We start from the raw sequence: 16,697 nt of genomic DNA, 5'->3' as shown, positions 1-16,697 counted from the left end.
ATCTTCCGTAGATCCCGCATCAGCCCCAACCGCATGACCGTCATCGCCAGAGCCATCCTCCCCCTGGAGAGACAACGCTGAAAACGCTCAATGATCTCCTTCTCGCCAAAAGCGCCCGGGTGTTCCGTTTCGATCGAGATCCACCCCGACCCCATTGAAACCTGATGCGCCGAAAAGAAACGGCGCGTTTCCCCCGACATACCCGAACGCCCACGTCCTGGCAAGTAAGTGAAGAGGCGAATTCAGGTCGATGATTGCCTGAATCACTCCCGTTCAGAAATGTTTGGCGGGGTTCCGGGCCAGTCCCGGGACCCGGACCGGTGACGCCTCGGCGCGAGAAGGAGACGTACCGGTCGGTAATGTCCTTCTCGCGTCGCCCGAAGTCATCGCTGATAGCGGGCCAGGACCCGATTGCCGTCCTCCACCAGACGCCTTCTCAGTTCGCCGGCGCCGATCGCTCCGCTGTAGTACTCCTGGAGCGCGGGCGTCGCGACCTTGTCCTTCCACTCGGGGTAGCCGCGCACGAACTGGGCCGGTGCCGGGCGCAGTGCGGTCGCGAGGGCGGCGCCGGTCGCCCAGCCCCGGTCGGCCGTGTGCAGTGAGGGGTCTGCCAGTGCGGCCGTGCCGGTGGGCAGCATCCAGTCACCCTTGGCCAGGCGCACCATGTTGGCGGGCCGCAGCAGGAAGTCGATGAACTCCACGGCCTCCTTCTTGTGCGGGCTGTCCTCGGCGACGGAAAGGGTCTGCGGGCTCACCCCCTGGGCCAGGCCCTCACTGCCGGCCGGGGCCGGCAGCACGGACCACTCGAAGCCCTTCGGGGCCTGCTCGACGACCTGCTGGCGGTACGAGAACCCGAGCGGCACCATGGCGTACTTCCCGCCGAACAGGCCGGGCAGTGTGTCGCCGCCGCCCATGCCGAGCGCGGTGCGGGCGGCGCTGTGGTCGGTGTTGACCTGGTCGTGGATGGTGCCCGGGACGACCTGGTCGCCCGTGCCCGACTCGACCGTCACCTTTCCGTCGGTGCCGCGGTGGAACAGCAGCCCGCCCGCCGAGAGTCCGAGGTTGAGGGTGACGGAGACCGGCTCCTTGAGCGGCCAGGCGATCCCGTAGCGCCCCTTGCCCGTCAGTTCCTTGGTGACCTGGCGGAACTCCGGCCAGCTCCAGGGCTTCTGGGGGGTCGGGATGCGGACCCCGGATTCCTTGAGGATCCTGGTGTTGGCGATCAGGACCCTGGGCTCCTGGAGGAAGGGCACCCCGTAGACGCCGCCGTCGAAGGTGGCGGTCTGCCAGCTCTGCGGAGGGATGTCGGCGGTCAGCCGGCCGGGGAGGAGGGTGCGGAGATCGGCGAGATAGCCGCCGTACGCGAAGTCCGCGAGGTCGTCGGAGGCGTCGTGGATGACGTCCGGCGCCTCGCCCCCCTCGAAGGAGGTGAGGAGCTGGTCATGGACGCTGTCCCAACTGCCCTGTATGTACTGGACCTCGACATCGGGGTGGCTCGCGTTCCACTCCTTCACCAGCCGCTTGTTGATGTCGACGGACTCCTTCTGCCAGGCCAGTGACTGGAAGCGGATCCTGATCTTCCCGTCCACCCGGCCGTCGCCGTCCCCGCCGCACCCGGTGAGCAGCAGGGCCAGCGCGGTGGCCGCCGCGGCTGCCGTACGTACGAGCGCGCGCATCAGCTCTTCACCGCCCCGGCGAGCATGCCGCCCGTGATCCTCCGCTGGATGACGGCGAACAGGGCGAGCGAGGGCAGGGTGGCGAGGAACGCGGCGGCGGCGAGCGGTCCGAGGTCGCTCGCGCCCTCCGCTCCGAGGAAGTGGGTCAGCACGACCGGCAAGGTCTGTTTCTCCGGAGTCTTGAGCAGGACGAGCGCGAAGAAGAACTCGTTCCACGCGGTGATGAACGCGAAGAGCGCGGTGGCGACGATCCCGGGGGCGAGCAGCGGGGCGGTGACCGAGACCAGCGTCCGCAGCCGTCCCGCCCCGTCGACCGAGGCCGCCTCCTCCAGTTCGGGCGGGACGGCCCGGACGTAGCCGACCAGCATCCACAGCGCGAAGGGCAGCGACCAGACGACGTACACCATGATCAGCCCCCACAGGCTGTTGATCAGATGCAGGTACTTCAGGACCAGGAAGAGCGGAATGATCAGCAGGACGAACGGAAACGCCTGGCTGACCACGACCCAGCCGGTGGCGGCCGTGGAGAGCCGGGAGCGGTAGCGGGCCATCACATAGGCCATCGGGGTCGCGATGACGACGGCGATGGCGCCCGCGGAGAGAGCGGCGATCAGCGAGTTGGCGGCGGCCCTCAGCAGCGGCTGCTCGTCGAAGGCCTGCCGGAAGTTGTCCAGCGTCGGGTGCTCGGGGATCCAGGTCGGATGCAGGGAGCCCAGTTCGGGTGCGGGTTTGAAGGCGGTGGAGATCAGCCACAGGAAGGGGAAGGCCAGGAAGACCAGATAGCAGAGCAGCGCGGCGTACTGTCCGGCGCGCGCCGGTTTGCTGGTTCGCAGACTCATCGGTCCTCGCCTCCCCTGAGCCGTCCGGCGAGGTACACGGCGAGGATCACGGAGATCACCGCGACCATCACACAGCCCATCGCGGCGGCGTATCCGAACTGTCCGTACCGGAAAGCCTCTTCATAGGCGAAGAGCATCGGCAGCCGGGTGCGGCCGCCGGGACCGCCGTTGGTCAGCACGTAGACCAGGGCGAAGGAGTTGAAGTTCCAGATGAAGTTGAGCGCGGTGATGGAGAGGGCGACGGGTCTGAGCGCGGGCCAGGTGACGGTACGGAACCGGCGCCAGGCGCCCGCGCCGTCCAGGGCGGCCGCCTCATGGAGTTCGTGCGGGGTGTTCTGGAGTCCCGCCAGCAGGGCGACCGTCGTCTGCGGCATGCCGGCCCAGATGCCGACGACGATCACCGCGGGCAGCGCGGTGGCGAGGCCCGTCAGCCAGTCCCGGCCGTCACCGAGTCCCAGGTCACGGATGGTCTCGTTGAGGATTCCGGCGTCCGGGTTGTAGACGAGGCGCCACATGATGCCGACGACGACCTCGGGCATCGCCCACGGAATGATCGCCAGGGCGCGGGCCAGCCAGCGCATCCGCAGGTTCTCGTTGAGCAGCAGGGCGAGGCCCAGAGCGAGCACGAACTGCGGGACGGTGACGCCGACCGCCCAGAACAGGCCGATCCGGAACGACTCCCAGAACAGTCCGTCGTGGAGCAGATCCTGGAAGTTCAGTACGCCGGTCCACTGGGTGGAGCGGGTGCGGCCCGACTGGGAGTCGGTGAAGGCCAGCGCGATGCCGTAGAGCAGCGGGCCGACGCTCAGGACCAGGATCGGGATCAGCGCCGGCAGCACCAGGAACCAGGTCCCCGCGTTCCGGTTGATCTGCCTGGGCTGCTTGCCACGTGGGCTGTCCGGAGGGTCATGCTGCCCGGACCGCACGGTTGCATTAGCCAATGTCATAAATGCGCCCCCTTGCGTCATTCGATCGGCTTTATACCGTTCTGGCCGCTCAGGTGGCCTCCGCCATCGTGCTGACGGACCGTCGGTTCGTCAAGGCAACCTGCACAGGTGCGAAAATCGGATCCATGAACGAAATGCGAGCGCGCGAGGTGCTGACCGCCGCCGGACTGCCCGCCGACGCGGAGCTGATCGCGCTGGGCGAGAACGCGGTGTTCGCCGTGGGCGACCTGGTCGTCAAGGTGGGCCGGGACGCCGTACGCAGTCCCGAGCTGAAGGACCGGGCCGAACGCGAGGTGGCCGTGGCGCGGTGGCTCGCCGCATCCGGTGTCCCCGCCGTGCGGGCCGCCGAGCCCGGGGCGCGGATGGCCGAGGGCCACCCGGTGACGTTGTGGCAGCGGCTGCCGGACGCGGTACGGCCCGCCGAGCCCCGGGACCTGGCGCCCCTGCTCACCGCAGTCCACGCGCTGCCCGCTCCGGAAGACCTCGTCCTGCCCCGCCGGGAGCTGCTGGGCGGTGTCGAGCGGTGGCTCAGGCTGGCCGGCGAGACGATCGATCCGGCCGACGCCGCCTATCTGCGTGAGCGTCGCGACGGCTTCGCGGCGGCGGCCGCCGGCCTGGTTCCGCATCTGCCCCCGGGCCCGATCCATGGCGACGCGCTCGCCCGCAACGTCCATGTCGGTCCGGACGGGCCGGTCCTGGTGGACCTGGAGACCTTCTCCACGGATCTGCGCGAGCACGACCTGGTGGTGCTCGCCCTGTCCCGCGACCGGTACGGCCTGGCGGCCGAGGCCTATGACGCGTTCACCTCGGCGTACGGGTGGGACGTGCGGGAGTGGGACGGCTGCGCGGTGCTGCGCGGGGCACGGGAGACGGCCAGCTGCGCCTGGGTGGCACAGCACGCCCCGGCCAACCCGAAGGCACTCGCCGAATTCCGCCGCAGGGTGGCGTCCCTGCGGGGCGGGGACACGGCGGTGCGGTGGTACCCGTTCTGAGCCGGCCCCTACTGACCGGACGAGCCTGAGGCCGCCTCGACCGCAGGCTCCCGCACCGGCCAGCGGCCGTCGATGACCGCGTCGGCCGTGCCCTTGCGGCGCAGGAACTGCTGGAAGTCGGCGGCCCACTCCGCGTACCAGACGATCTGGCGCTCGTGCAGCTCCGGTGCCGACAGGGCGGCCACCGCGTCGTGCCGGGCGGCTATCGCGTACGCCACCCGCACCGCCGCCAGGGCGTCCGCCCCCGCGTCGTGCGCTCCCCCGTGGACCACTCCGTACTCGACGCAGACCGCCTCAAGATTGCGCTTGCCCTTGCGGTAGCGGTCCACGGACCGGTCGATCGTGTACGGATCGATCACCGGTCCGATCCCCGCGCCGCCGAGCCGGTCGCTGAGCGACGGCAGCCCGTGACGGTGCAACTCGGCCGTCAGCAGCGTCAGATCGAAGGCCGCGTTGTACGCGACGACCGGGACGCCTTGGCGCCAGTACCCGGTCAGGGTGTCGGCGATCTCGTCGGCGACCTCGCGCGCCGGACGGCCCTCCGCCGCCGCCCGCTCGCTGCTGATGCCGTGGATCGCCGAAGCCTGTGCGGGGATCCTGACCCCCGGATCGGCCAGCCAGGTGTGCCGGCTCACCGGCTCACCGCCCCGGGCGTCGACACGGACGACCGCGGCCGTCACGATCCTGGCCTCCAGCGGTTCCGTACCCGTCGTCTCCAGGTCGAAGCCGACCAGCGCATGCCGGTGCCAGCTCATCCCGTACCTCCTTCGTGGTGCTCCCCCAGATGACGACCACCCTCGCACGGGCCACTGACAACACCGCGGCCCGGTCGCTCAGGAGACCGGCCGGGAGTCCGTCCACACGGACTCGAACTCCTCGCGGTACGTCTCGAACAGCCCGTGCTCGCTGTCCTGGCCGGCCCGGACCACCGCCCGTCCGCCGCCCCGCAGCACCAGCACCGGAGCCTCCATGCCGCGCGCCCGGCGCAGGTAGGTCTGGACGACCCCGACGGCGTCGGCGCCGTCGCCGTCCACCAGGTAGGCCGTGAAGCGCGGCGTCTCGTCGAAGACATGGATCTCGAAGGCGCCCGGATCACGCAGCTTGGAGCGGACCCGGCGCATATGGAGGATGTTCATCTCCACCGAGCGGCTCAGCTCGCCCTTCTTGAGGCCGAGCTCCCGCTCCCGCCGCTTGACCGCACTGCTGGCCGGGTTGATGAAGAGCAGCCTGACCCGGCAGCCCGACTCGGCGAGCCGGATCAGCCGGCGCCCCGAGAAGTTCTGCACCAGCAGGTTGAGGCCTATCCCGATCGCGTCCAGCCGGCGCGACCCGCCGAAGAGGTCCTCGGCGGGCAGCTGGCGCTGGAGCCGGACCCGGTCGGGGTGGACGGAGACCACGTCCGCGTAACGGTCGCCGACCAGCTCTTCCACGGCGTCGACCGGGAGCCGGTCGGCGGACGGGACGGCAGCGCCGCTGCCGAGGATCTCCAGCAGCCGGGCGGAGGCCCGCTCGGCCTGGGCCAGCACCGCCTCGTTGAGGGCCCGGTTGCGGGAGACCACATTGCGGGCGACCTCCAGCTCGTCCAGCGCCAGCTCGACGTCGCGGCGGTCGTCGAAGTAGGGCTCGAAGCAGGGCCAGTGCTGCACCATCAGCTCACGCAGCTGCGGCAGCGTGAGGAAGCTGAGGACGTTGTCGTCGGCCGGGTCGAGCAGATAGCCCTTGCGGCGGGAGACCTCGCGCACCGCGACCGCGCGCTGCACCCACTCCTGCCCGGCGGGTCCCGCCGCGGCCACCACCCAGTCCTCGCCGTGGACCGGTTCGTAGATGGGCCGGAGCACCGCGGCGACGACGGCACGCAGCCGCTGTTCCACGAGATTCAGCCAGATGTAGGCGCGCCCGGCCCGCTGGGCGCGCGTGCGCACCTCGCTCCAGGCGTCCGCGTCCCAGTCCAGCTCCGCACCGATCTCAAGGGGCTGCGCCAGCGAGACCGCCCCGGGCGGGACACCGGCCAGATCCCCCTCGTGACCCGCGTCACCTGGGGGCAGCTCGAACCCTCCCGAGCTCACCCGCGCACCGCCTTCCACTCCCCCACCAACGATCAAGGAAGGGTACTCCGGGAGCGGGAGCCGGTGCAGCCGGATGCGCAGGCTGCTCCCTCAACTCCCCTGCCGCGCAAGCCGGTTCCCTGCGGCAAGATCTGCCGCTGTGAGTGGATTCATAGGGATTAAACACCCTATTCCGCACCCTCTCCCGGACTCCGGTCCGGGCGGGGCCGCCGGATCCCGGATACGGGCGACACGGAGGGCCCGATGTTGACCGGCCCGGGCGACGCCGCCCCTCGTTTGCCGGCCGGTCCTAGGTAAGGACCGCTCTTTCGGGGAAGATCTGCCAGGGAACCCGCATTCCCCAGGCAACCGCATCAGAAGTGGAAGAGTCGAATCCATGCAGGTCTGGCCGGGACAGGCGTACCCCCTCGGCGCCACGTACGACGGCGCCGGGACCAACTTCGCGGTCTTCTCGGAGGCCGCCCACCGAATCGAGCTGTGCCTGCTGCACGACGACGGTTCCGAGACCGCGGTGGAGCTGAGGGAGACCGACGCCTTCGTCCGCCACGCGTATCTGCCCGGGGTGATGCCGGGTCAGCGGTACGGCTTCCGGGTACACGGTCCGTACGAACCGCAGCGCGGCGCGCGCTGCAACTCCGCCAAACTGCTCCTCGACCCCTACGCACGGGCCGTCGCCGGGCAGATCCAGTGGGGCGAGGCGGTGTACGGCTATCCGTTCGGCCGGCCCGACGCCCGCAACGACCTCGACTCGGCTCCGCACACGATGTCCTCGGTCGTGGTCAACCCGTACTTCGACTGGGGCGACGACCGGCGGCCCCGTACGGACTACCACCGCACGGTGATCTACGAGGCCCATGTGAAGGGCCTGACGATGCTCCATCCGGGCCTGCCGAAGGAGTTGCGCGGAACGTACGCGGGACTGGCCCATCCGGAGGTCATCGCGCATCTCACGGAGCTCGGCGTCACCGCGATCGAGTTGATGCCGGTGCACCAGTTCGTCCAGGACCACCGGCTGGCGGACGCGGGGCTCGCCAACTACTGGGGCTACAACACCATCGGCTTCTTCGCCCCGCACAACGCCTACGCCTCCTGGGGCGACCGGGGCGAGCAGGTGCTGGAGTTCAAGCAGGCGGTACGCGCCCTGCACCAGGCCGGCATCGAGGTGATCCTCGACGTGGTCTACAACCACACGGCGGAGGGCAACCACCTGGGCCCCACGCTCTCCTTCCGGGGGCTGGACAACGCCTCGTACTACCGGCTCGCCGACGACCAGCGCTACTACATGGACACCACGGGCACCGGGAACTCCCTGCTGATGCGCTCCCCGCACGTGCTCCAGCTGATCATGGACTCGCTGCGCTACTGGGTGACCGAGATGCATGTGGACGGATTCCGCTTCGATCTGGCGGCCACCCTGGCCCGGCAGTTCCACGAGGTGGACCGGCTGTCGTCGTTCTTCGACCTGGTCCAGCAGGACCCGGTGGTCAGTCAGGTGAAGCTGATCGCCGAGCCGTGGGACGTGGGCGAGGGCGGCTATCAGGTGGGAAACTTCCCGCCCCTGTGGACCGAGTGGAACGGGAAGTACCGCGACACGGTGCGGGACCTGTGGCGCGGCGAGCCCCGGACCCTGGCCGAGTTCGCCGGCCGGCTGACGGGCTCCTCCGACCTGTACCAGGACGACGGACGGCGGCCGCTCGCCTCGATCAACTTCGCCACCTGCCACGACGGGTTCACCCTGCACGACCTGGTCTCGTACAACGACAAGCACAACGAGGCCAACGGCGAGGGCAACCGGGACGGCGAGAGCCACAACCGGTCCTGGAACTGCGGGGTCGAGGGCGAGACCGACCGGCCCGAGGTGCTGGAGCTGCGCGAGCGTCAGATGCGCAACTTCATCGCCACGCTCATGCTGTCGCAGGGCGTGCCGATGCTGAGCCACGGCGACGAGTTCGGACGTACGCAGCGGGGCAACAACAACGGCTACTGCCAGGACAGCGAGCTGTCCTGGGTGCACTGGCCGGATCCCGCCGGTGCGACGGAGGACGAGGGCGAGGAGGCCGGGGCGCGGGACGGCGACGGGCTCGGCAGCAGTCTGCTGGAGTTCACCCGGGCGATGGTCTGGCTGCGCCGCGACCATCCCGTCTTCCGGCGCCGGCGGTTCTTCCACGGCCGCCCCGTGGAGGGCACGCACGACGAGCTCTCGGACATCGCCTGGTTCACGCCCGAGGGTGCGGAGATGACCCAGCGGGACTGGCAGGCCGCACACGCCAAGGCGCTGACGGTCTTCCTGAACGGGCACGCCATCTCGGAACCCGGCCCGCGCGGGGAGCGGATCTCCGACGACTCGTTCCTGCTGATGTTCAACGCGAGCGCCGAAACGCTGGAATTCGCCGTTCCGGTCAACCACGGACGGCAGTGGCTGGCGGTCGTCGACACCGCCCGCCCCGACGGGGTGCTGACGGGCGCGGGCCCGAAGGTGGCGGCGGGCGAACGGGTGACCCTGGTGGGGCGGAGCATGGTGGTGCTCCAGCGGCCGGCATGAGACCGACCGGGCACTCGTCCGTGCACGGGTGACACAGACGCCCCGTATCTGGGTACGAACGTTGCCATGACGCCTTCCGCCACGTACCGGCTCCAGCTCCAGCCGGAGTTCCCGTTCTCGGCCGCCGAGGACGCCGTGCCGTATCTCGCCTCGCTCGGCGTCTCCCATCTGCATCTGTCCCCGGTACTCGAAGCCGTGCCCGGCTCACGGCACGGCTACGACGTCGTCGACCACAGCCGGGTACGCGCCGAGCTGGGGGGCGAGGAGGGACTGCGGCGGCTGGCCCGCACCGCCCGCGCGCACGGGCTGGGCCTGGTCCTGGACATCGTGCCGAACCACATGGCCGCCGACCCCCGGCACAACCACGCACTGCGCGAGGTCCTGCGCGAGGGGCCCGGCTCCCCCTACGCCCGCTGGTTCGACGTCGACCGGTCGGCGGGCGACGGCCGGATCCTGCTGCCCGTCCTCGCCGGACGGCTCGGCGCGGAGATGGACCGGCTGAGGGTGGACGGGGACGTGCTGCGCTACGGCGAGCAGGAGTTCCCGCTGCGGTCCGGTACCGCCCACCTCGATCTGCCCGAACTGCTGGACGCCCAGCACTACCGCCTCGGCTGGTGGCGGCTGGCCCGCACCGAGCTGAACTACCGGCGGTTCTTCACCATCTCGGAGCTGATCGGGGTGCGAGTGGAGGACCCCGAGGTCTTCGCCGCCTCCCACGCCAAGATCCTGGAGCTGGTGCGGGACGGGGTCGTGGACGGCCTGCGGATCGACCACCCGGACGGGCTCGCCGACCCTGCCGGTTATCTGGAGCGGCTGTCCGTGGCGAGCGGCGGGGTGTGGACGGTGGTGGAGAAGATCCTCACCGGGGCCGAGCCGCTGCCGGCGGGCTGGGCCGTCGCCGGGACGACGGGGTACGACGCGCTGCACCGGATCGACGGGCTCTTCGTCGACCCGGTGGGAGCGGCCGGGCTGCTCGACGGCTTCCGGGAGTACGCCGCCCCGGCCGGCGACCGGGGCGGCTACTGGGCGGCGACCGTGCGCCGGGCGGCGTACCGGGTGGTGACCCATGAACTGGCCGCCGAGACCGAGCTGCTGACCCGGCTGGCGTCGCGCGTCTGCGCGGAGGACCCCGTGCTGCGCGACCACGCCCCCTGGGCCCTGCGCACGGCTGTGCGCGAACTGCTGGTCCGGGTCCCGGTCTACCGCCCGTACGTGACGGCGGGCGGCCCCTGCACCGAGACGGCCGAGGCGACGCTCGACGCGGTGGCGGTGAGCGACGCGAAGGCCGGGTTCGCGGTACGGGAGGAGGCCTCGGCCGTCGACGTGGTGCGGGAGCTGGCTCTGGGGCGGCTGGGCGGGGGCGCCGACCGGGAGGCGTTCTGTGCCCGGTTCGCGCAGACCGCGTCCGCGCTGCGGGCCAAGGCGGTCGAGGACACGGCGTACTACCGGTACGTGCCGCTGATCTCGGCGAACGAGGTGGGCGGTGATCCGGGGCAGCCGGCGGTGTCGCCCGAGGAGTTCCACGCCTTCTGCACACGTCTCGCCCGTGACTGGCCCGCCACCGGGACCGTGCTGACGACGCATGACACCAAGCGCAGCGCGGACGTGCGGGCCGGCATCTCGGTGCTTTCGCAGTGCCCCGGGCCGTGGAGCGAACTGGTCGCCGAGCTGACGCGGACGGCGCCCCCGGCCCCCGATCCGCAGCTCGCCTGGCAGGCGTGGCAGACGGCCCTCGGCTGTATGGGTCTCCCGCCGGGGGAACGGGCCGGACGGCTGGAGCCCGCGCTGCTGAAGGCGGTGCGCGAGTCAGGTCTTTTCACGAGCTGGACCGAACCCGATCCGGTGTACGAGCGGGTGGTGACGGACTTCGTGGCCGCCGGTCCGGCCGTCGCCACCGGTCCGGTGCGCGCGCTCCTGGAGTCCTTCGCGGGGACGCTCGCCCCGCATGTGCGGGCCCAGGTCCTGGGCGCGGCGCTGGTGCATCTGACGATGCCGGGGGTGCCGGATCTCTACCAGGGCACGGAGCGGGAGTACCTGGCGCTGGTCGACCCGGACAACCGCCGGCCGTTCCGGCAGCCGTCCGACGGGGCGCCCCCGGACGAGAAGGGCGCGCTCACGGAGACGGCGCTGCGGCTGCGCCGGGAGCGGCCCGAGGTGTTCGGCGAGTCGGGCACGTACACCCCGCTGCCCGCCTCCGGCCCGGCGGCGGCGCACTGCCTGGCCTTCTGCCGCTCGGGCGAGGTGGTCACGGCGGTGACCCGGCTGTCGTCGCGGCTGGAGGAGTCGGGCGGCTGGCGCCGGACGGAGCTGGAGCTTCCCGGCGACGGGGTGTGGCGTGATCTGCTGACACCGGGCCGGAAGTTCTCGGGCGGCACGGTGCCGGTGGCGGAGCTGTTCGCCGCGCGACCGGTCGCGCTGCTCAGCAGGAGCGGTCGGCCGGCAGCCCTTGAGGATCTGCCGTAGGAGCGGCCGCTCCCATGGACTGCCCGCACGAGCCACCGCCATCGGCCACCTCTTCGGCCGGAGCATGCTGGGCGGTGCAGATGTCGCAATCCACACCAGGCCAGAAGGCCCTCACCCATTTCAAGATCAAGCAGCCGTGAACCCAGTCACTGTCCACAACCTCCCGAGACAGAACACCTAGGGCCGGACGAGAAGGACCCGCGGGCCCCGGGTGAGCAGGCCGGTGGCGGCTGGGCGGAATCCTTCCGCCCAGCGCAGGGTGGGCATCGCGTCGAGCAGGGCGCGCAGTCCCTGCTCGGCCTCCAGCCGGCCGAGCGGCACGGCGGGGCAGCCCTCCGGGCCGGGCGTGTCCCGGTCCTGGTCGCGCCGGAAGGGGTCGAAGACGTCGGGTGCGGCGAACCGTTCCGGGTCACGGCCCGCCGAGCCGATCAGGCAGGCGACGGGCGCGCGGGCGGGCAGGGTGCCGCCGCTGAGAGTGACCTCGGCGACCGTGCGGCGCAGCACGATCTGGACGGGCGGGTCGCGGCGCAGCGTCTCGGTCCAGGCCCGGCCGGTGAGCGCGGGTTCGATGCGCAGGGCGGCCAGCAGGTCGGGGTGGTCCAGCAGATTGGCGAGGAGCGAGGCGAGGGCGGTCTCCCGCAGTCCGGTGTGCCGGGTGCACGGGGTGGTGCCGGGGCCCGCTCCGGCGGGCAGCCAGCGGCAGAACTCCTCGACGAGATCGGCCTGCGGGCGTCCGGCGATGCGCCGGGCCAGCACATAGGCGGTCCGCTCGACGCGCTCAGCGAGATGCGCGGGTACGGAGCCGGGCACCACCGCGTACGGGTCGCAGGGCAGACAGCGGGGGTTGCCGTGGCAGAGCCCGAGCGGGGCGGGGCCGCCCCGGGGTGCCCCGTCGTGGGGGAAGCCCGCGAATCCGGGGTCGGTGAGGGCGGTGGCCACGTCGTCGTACCGGCTGACGAGCCAGGCGCCCAGCGGCGCGTCGTAGCTGAGCGGGTGCTCCTCCCGGAGCAGCCGGTAGAGCCGGTACGGGTCGTGGGCCGCGCCGGGCGCGAGGAGGCTGGGGCCGTCGGTGCGGGTCGCGCGGCGGGGCCGCGTGGACGGGCGCCGGACGGTGCGGCGTTCGGGCGAGGACGTCGGGGCCGGTATGTTTCCGGGCGCGTCTGCCTGCATGGCGTACCCCCCGGGGCTCGGTGCGCCGTGGTGAGGCGCGGTCCCTGTCAGGGGATCACCTGAACGGGCCCGCCGCAGTCCACGTGCGGCCGTCCGGGTGATGCGTCGCCCGCCGGCATGCCACCCGGGTCGGACGCCGCTCAGCCGGTGGCCTCGAACGCCGGGCGCCGGCCCGCGCGGCGCCGTACGAATCCGCGCCGGCCGGCCAGGAGGGTGATGCACGTCCACCCGACGACGCCCATGACGAGCATGCCGAGCTGACCGCTCGAATCGACGTCGGATGCGGCCTCCAGGGGGACGACACCCTTCGGATCGCGGATGACCTCGATCCGGTCGCCGACCTCCCAGTCCGGGAAGTCCCCGTCGTAGTCGAGGGTCTCGTCGAGTTCGCCCTGCCTGCCCTCAAGGGTGAAGCGGTGATTCGATCCGCCGCTCGCGGCGGCGCTGTCTGCGGTGATGCGGACGGTCTCGCGCACACCCCGGTCGCCGAGCGCCGCCTCGGGCGCGTACTGGACCGAGCCCACGAGCACGAACACCGCGGGCAGAAAGGAGAGGACGGCGAGCCACCATGCGCAGTGGAGGAATCGCAGGACGATCGCGATGACGAAACATCCGAGGAGCCCGGTGATGATCGGGATGACGTCCATGCCCAACGCGAGGTAGGAGATACCCGTGTTGACCGCGGCGATGATCCAGCCGAGCACCACCGCGGCGAGCGTGAACAGGAAATATCCTCCCCGTTCCACGGCCGGGTTCTGTGCCTTGTCCATATCCACCGCAGTCATCGGGGCAGCATAGACAACCGGCCCGCCGTCACGCGGGCCCGGTGGTCGGGCCCGAGGGGGTGCGGAGAGCGGGGTGCACCGGAGCCCGTCCGGTCACCCACGGTCCGTGGGCCCGGTGGCCAGGACATGTCCAGGAGCGCGATGAACGCGGCGGCGGCGCCGGTCGGTTCGACGTGGAGCGCGGGAGCGCGTCAACCGGTCCCCGGGCGTACGCGGTCGGGCCGAACGCCCCCGCCTACGCCGGCGGCCTGGGCGGGGGTGCGGAGAGCCGGAAGGCCATCCTGCCGAAGCTCACCTGGTCCCCCTCGCGCACCGGCACGGTCCCCGTGACGCGCTGTCCGTTGACGCAGGTGCCGTTGGTCGAGCCGAGGTCGCGCAGCACCCACCAGCCGCCGTGCGCGGTGAGTTCGGCATGCATCCGGGACACCGTCTCGTGGCTGAGGCGGAGTCCGTTGCCCGGATCGCGGCCGATGCGGAGGGGGTGCGGACTCGGCGCCGGCAGCAGCAGTCTGGGCAGCCGCTCGGCCCGCCAGGCCCTGCGTACTCGCTCGGGAAAGCCGGAGACCCCGCCGACGGCCCGGATGAGCTGACGCGACCAGCGGCCGTTGCTCTCCAGATCGGCGGTGAGCGCCTCCAGTTGGTCGGAACGGCTGGCGATCAGGGCCAGTTCCATGCGTCGCATGAAGGTGTCGTGGGAGAGCTTGCCCTGCGCCGCGCCCTCCCTGAGCACACCGAGAACACGGTCGCGCTGGGCGTCGGAGAGCCGCGCGGGGTACGTGTGGGACTCGAAGGAGGACGTCACGGAGCCAATTGTCGTGCCGACCGCCCCGGAGTGTCCAGAAGAACGCCGCATCCCGGCCTCCTGACCTGCGGGCCTCCTCGATATTCGAAGGTCGTGCGCACCGGTCGTTGCTAGTGTCGGCCGCCGTGCCGTCCCGGCGACCGCCGGGGCGAGCCCGTACACCCGTGGGGGATTTGTGCTCGACGCACCACTCGAACCGACCATCCGTCCGATCAGCGGTCCGGAGGAGCTGGACCTCTTCTGCCGGCTTTCCTACGTCCTCGACCACGAACTCGCGGACGACCTCGCATCGGGCCGGCGCCGCCCGGAGTGGATGTGGGTGGCGGTCAGCGGTGACCGGGTGCTGGCCCGGATCGCCTGGTGGAGCAGGGACGGCAAGGAGCCGCTGCTCCTCGACTTCTTCGACCTGGACGACACGCTGCCCGAGCCCGAGCGCGGAGAGGTGGGGCTGCGGCTGCTGGAGACGGCGACCTCGGCCGTCGTTCCGGCCGGCGCTCCGCGTCCCGAGTACGGACGCTTCGTACCGCCGGACTGGCGCGAGGACCCGGTGGCCCGTGATGTCGTCGAGGCACGCGTCCGGGTCATGGAACGCACCGGCGCCCGGATGCTCGTGGAGCGGCTGCGCCTGGAGTGGCGCGCGGGCACCCCGGTCCCGGCCGGCAGCGGGCGGCTTCGGTTCCGCCCGGTCACCGGGCGCGAGGATCTGCTCGCGCTGATGACGCCGGTGATGGAGGGCACCCTCGACGCCCATGGACAGCAGGACCTGGCGTCGGGGCTGTCGGCGCGCGAGGCCGCCGAGAAGCACTACGACGAGGAGCTGGCCAACTACTCGACCCCGCAGGAGTGGTGGCGCATCGCGGAGCTTGCGGACGGTGAGCCGGTCGGCTTCGTGATCCCGGCCCGCAACAGCTACAACCCGATCATCGCGTACATCGGTGTGGTGCCCGCACAGCGCGGTCACGGCTACATCGACGAGATCCTCGCCGAGGGCACCCGGGTGCTCGCCGGGCAGGACGGTGTGGAGCGCGTCCGGGCCGCGACGGACCTGGGCAACGTGCCGATGGCGAAGTCCTTCGCGCGGCTGGGTTACGTCAACTTCGAGCGCGCCTTCGACATGGTGTGGGACAGCTGACGGACCCGTCGCGCGCGGGGCCGTCCGGAATTCTCTGGACGGCCCGCCGGGAGGGGGATAGGTTGTCCGCGTGGCCATCCGGGCCCCGGTCGAGGAAGGAGGCGAGACACATGGGTACGGGCAACAGCACCATCCCGCTCACCACTTCGTTCCCGCGCTCCCGTCCCGCCCGCCGGGCGGTGTCCGACTCGGTCTGACCGGGAGCGCACAGCCTGCTTCCGGAGGATTTTCACCCATGACCGATCTGGTCATTCGCGCGCTCTCGCAGAGCGACGCCTCTCTCTTCGACTCCCTGAAGGACGCCTCACTTGTCGGCCGTGCCGCTTTCGGGCACCGCTACACGACGGTGGGCGACGGCGGGGAGTACCGCCCCGAGTGGACCTGGATCGCCCTGCGCGACGACACCGTCGTCGCCCGGGCCGCCTGGTGGGGAGGCCCCGACGACACCGAGCCCGTGCTGCTCAACTGGTTCGACTTCGCCGATGGCGAGCACGAAGCGGGCGCGGAGCTGCTGCGCCGTTCCCCGCTGCACACCGAGTACGAACTGGGCCTTCCCGCGAACTGGCGCGAGGTCCCCGAGGTCCGGGCGGCCGCCGAGGCCCGGATCGCGGCTGCCGCGGCGGCCGGCATGAAGCCGCTCGTCGAGCGGTACCAGTACCGGTGGACGCCGGACTGCGGCCTGCCCGAACGCCCCGGCAGGCTGACGTTTCGTCCGGAGCCCGACGACGCGGTGATCCTCGGCCTGCTGCGCCGGATCCACTCCGCCACGCTCGACGCGCACGCCCGGCGTGCGATCGAGGGGCCCGGCGGGCTGGACGCCGCGGCCCAGGAGGAGCTCGACTTCTTCCACTGGTGCCCCTCGCCTCGGGAGTGGTGGCAGGTGGCGTACACGCCGGACGGTGAGGCGGCCGGTCTCCACATTCCCGCGCACAACCCGTCGGGGCCGTGCATCGGCTTCATCGGGGTCGTGCCCGAGGCCCGCGGTCACGGATACGGCTACGACCTGCTCGTGGAGTGCACGCACTTCCTGGCCGAGCGGGGCGCCGAGTTCATCGCGGGCGCGACCGACCGGGGGAACGTACCGATGGCGGCCGCCTTCGCGAGGGCCGGGCACCCGGTGACGCAGGAGCGGATCCACCTGGTGTAGGGCGGCCTTCCCGGCGGGCCCGGCACGATTCCGATGAAATGCCCCGGGAGCGGGGGCGGGCGGGGGCTGCGCGCCGTTGCGCGTCAGCCCCCGTTTCGCGCGCCGTTCCCGGCCGACGTCGCCGTACCGGGCGATC

General features: G+C 71.5%; 13 protein-coding genes and 1 pseudogene. 6 read left to right on the top strand and 8 right to left on the bottom strand.

The features are described 5' to 3' along the window. Positions 1-81 (top strand): annotated as a pseudogene (locus ACZ4LX_RS20110) (IS5/IS1182 family transposase); the annotation flags it as partial. Between the two features lie 302 nt (positions 82-383). Here the strand turns inward: ACZ4LX_RS20110 and ACZ4LX_RS20105 are convergent. The 3 genes from ACZ4LX_RS20105 to ACZ4LX_RS20095 are packed head-to-tail and all read right to left on the bottom strand — an operon-like array spanning position 384 to position 3,462. Next, positions 384-1,676 carry an ABC transporter substrate-binding protein gene (locus ACZ4LX_RS20105; RefSeq protein ID WP_467646547.1) on the bottom strand — a complete coding sequence of 431 codons (1,293 nt, stop codon included), beginning with the start codon at positions 1,674-1,676 and terminating at the stop codon, positions 384-386. Next, entirely contained in the window at positions 1,676-2,515 is an 840-nt protein-coding gene (locus tag ACZ4LX_RS20100; RefSeq protein WP_467646544.1) for a carbohydrate ABC transporter permease, read from the bottom strand. Before ACZ4LX_RS20100 ends, ACZ4LX_RS20105 begins: the two co-directional genes overlap by 1 nt. After that, on the bottom strand, positions 2,512-3,462 hold the full coding sequence (locus tag ACZ4LX_RS20095; RefSeq protein WP_467646539.1) for a carbohydrate ABC transporter permease: 951 nt from the start codon (positions 3,460-3,462) through the stop codon (positions 2,512-2,514). Before ACZ4LX_RS20095 ends, ACZ4LX_RS20100 begins: the two co-directional genes overlap by 4 nt. Before the next feature lie 125 nt (positions 3,463-3,587). On the opposite strand from ACZ4LX_RS20095, the gene ACZ4LX_RS20090 reads away from it, so the two are divergent. Further along, entirely contained in the window at positions 3,588-4,454 is an 867-nt protein-coding gene (locus ACZ4LX_RS20090) for a phosphotransferase enzyme family protein (protein WP_467646536.1), read from the top strand. Between the two features lie 8 nt (positions 4,455-4,462). On the opposite strand, the gene ACZ4LX_RS20085 is transcribed toward ACZ4LX_RS20090, so the two are convergent. Together ACZ4LX_RS20085 and ACZ4LX_RS20080 are read right to left on the bottom strand one after the other, a co-directional pair. Continuing rightward, positions 4,463-5,209 (bottom strand): exonuclease domain-containing protein, encoded by a 747-nt coding sequence (locus tag ACZ4LX_RS20085; protein WP_467646533.1) that lies wholly within the window; start codon positions 5,207-5,209, stop codon positions 4,463-4,465. A 78-nt stretch (positions 5,210-5,287) separates the two neighbouring features. Further along, positions 5,288-6,520 (bottom strand): SAV2148 family HEPN domain-containing protein, encoded by a 1,233-nt coding sequence (locus ACZ4LX_RS20080; protein WP_467646529.1) that lies wholly within the window; start codon positions 6,518-6,520, stop codon positions 5,288-5,290. Between the two features lie 376 nt (positions 6,521-6,896). Here ACZ4LX_RS20080 and glgX point away from each other — a divergent pair, with 376 nt between their 5' ends. Then, positions 6,897-9,062, top strand: coding sequence for a glycogen debranching protein GlgX (gene glgX, locus ACZ4LX_RS20075; RefSeq protein ID WP_467646524.1), 2,166 nt, complete (start codon positions 6,897-6,899; stop codon positions 9,060-9,062). Positions 9,063-9,128: 66 nt separating this feature from the next. Continuing rightward, positions 9,129-11,525 carry a malto-oligosyltrehalose synthase gene (gene treY, locus ACZ4LX_RS20070; protein WP_467646520.1) on the top strand — a complete coding sequence of 799 codons (2,397 nt, stop codon included), beginning with the start codon at positions 9,129-9,131 and terminating at the stop codon, positions 11,523-11,525. Positions 11,526-11,702: 177 nt separating this feature from the next. On the opposite strand, the gene ACZ4LX_RS20065 is transcribed toward treY, so the two are convergent. From ACZ4LX_RS20065 to ACZ4LX_RS20055, 3 genes are all read right to left on the bottom strand, one after another. Further along, positions 11,703-12,695, bottom strand: coding sequence for a cytochrome P450 (locus tag ACZ4LX_RS20065; protein WP_467646517.1), 993 nt, complete (start codon positions 12,693-12,695; stop codon positions 11,703-11,705). 140 nt (positions 12,696-12,835) lie between these two features. Next, complete coding sequence (locus tag ACZ4LX_RS20060) at positions 12,836-13,480, bottom strand: hypothetical protein (protein ID WP_467646513.1); 645 nt, start codon at positions 13,478-13,480, stop codon at positions 12,836-12,838. A gap of 235 nt (positions 13,481-13,715) precedes the next feature. Next, positions 13,716-14,282, bottom strand: a complete 567-nt coding sequence (locus ACZ4LX_RS20055) for an FHA domain-containing protein (protein WP_467646510.1) — start codon at positions 14,280-14,282, stop codon at positions 13,716-13,718. A 175-nt stretch (positions 14,283-14,457) separates the two neighbouring features. Here ACZ4LX_RS20055 and ACZ4LX_RS20050 point away from each other — a divergent pair, with 175 nt between their 5' ends. Further along, a complete protein-coding gene (locus tag ACZ4LX_RS20050; protein WP_467646507.1) occupies positions 14,458-15,414 on the top strand; it encodes a GNAT family N-acetyltransferase in 957 nt (318 codons plus the stop codon). 235 nt (positions 15,415-15,649) lie between these two features. Next, positions 15,650-16,561, top strand: a complete 912-nt coding sequence (locus tag ACZ4LX_RS20045) for a GNAT family N-acetyltransferase (protein ID WP_467646504.1) — start codon at positions 15,650-15,652, stop codon at positions 16,559-16,561. Positions 16,562-16,697 lie beyond the last annotated feature (136 nt).

The sequence above is a fragment of the Streptomyces sp. NPDC026062 genome, assembly GCF_055568375.1.
This window is presented reverse-complemented; position numbering and strand designations above follow the sequence as displayed.

Coding starts and splice junctions, on each gene's coding strand:
- treY (WP_467646520.1), top strand. CDS start 9,129: ATGACGCCTTCCGCCACGTACCGGCTCCAGCTCCAGCCGGAGTTCCCG.
- ACZ4LX_RS20065 (WP_467646517.1), bottom strand. CDS start 12,695: ATGCAGGCAGACGCGCCCGGAAACATACCGGCCCCGACGTCCTCGCCC.
- ACZ4LX_RS20085 (WP_467646533.1), bottom strand. CDS start 5,209: ATGAGCTGGCACCGGCATGCGCTGGTCGGCTTCGACCTGGAGACGACG.
- ACZ4LX_RS20100 (WP_467646544.1), bottom strand. CDS start 2,515: ATGAGTCTGCGAACCAGCAAACCGGCGCGCGCCGGACAGTACGCCGCG.
- ACZ4LX_RS20090 (WP_467646536.1), top strand. CDS start 3,588: ATGAACGAAATGCGAGCGCGCGAGGTGCTGACCGCCGCCGGACTGCCC.
- ACZ4LX_RS20105 (WP_467646547.1), bottom strand. CDS start 1,676: ATGCGCGCGCTCGTACGTACGGCAGCCGCGGCGGCCACCGCGCTGGCC.
- glgX (WP_467646524.1), top strand. CDS start 6,897: ATGCAGGTCTGGCCGGGACAGGCGTACCCCCTCGGCGCCACGTACGAC.
- ACZ4LX_RS20095 (WP_467646539.1), bottom strand. CDS start 3,462: ATGACATTGGCTAATGCAACCGTGCGGTCCGGGCAGCATGACCCTCCG.
- ACZ4LX_RS20045 (WP_467646504.1), top strand. CDS start 15,650: ATGACCGATCTGGTCATTCGCGCGCTCTCGCAGAGCGACGCCTCTCTC.
- ACZ4LX_RS20060 (WP_467646513.1), bottom strand. CDS start 13,480: ATGACTGCGGTGGATATGGACAAGGCACAGAACCCGGCCGTGGAACGG.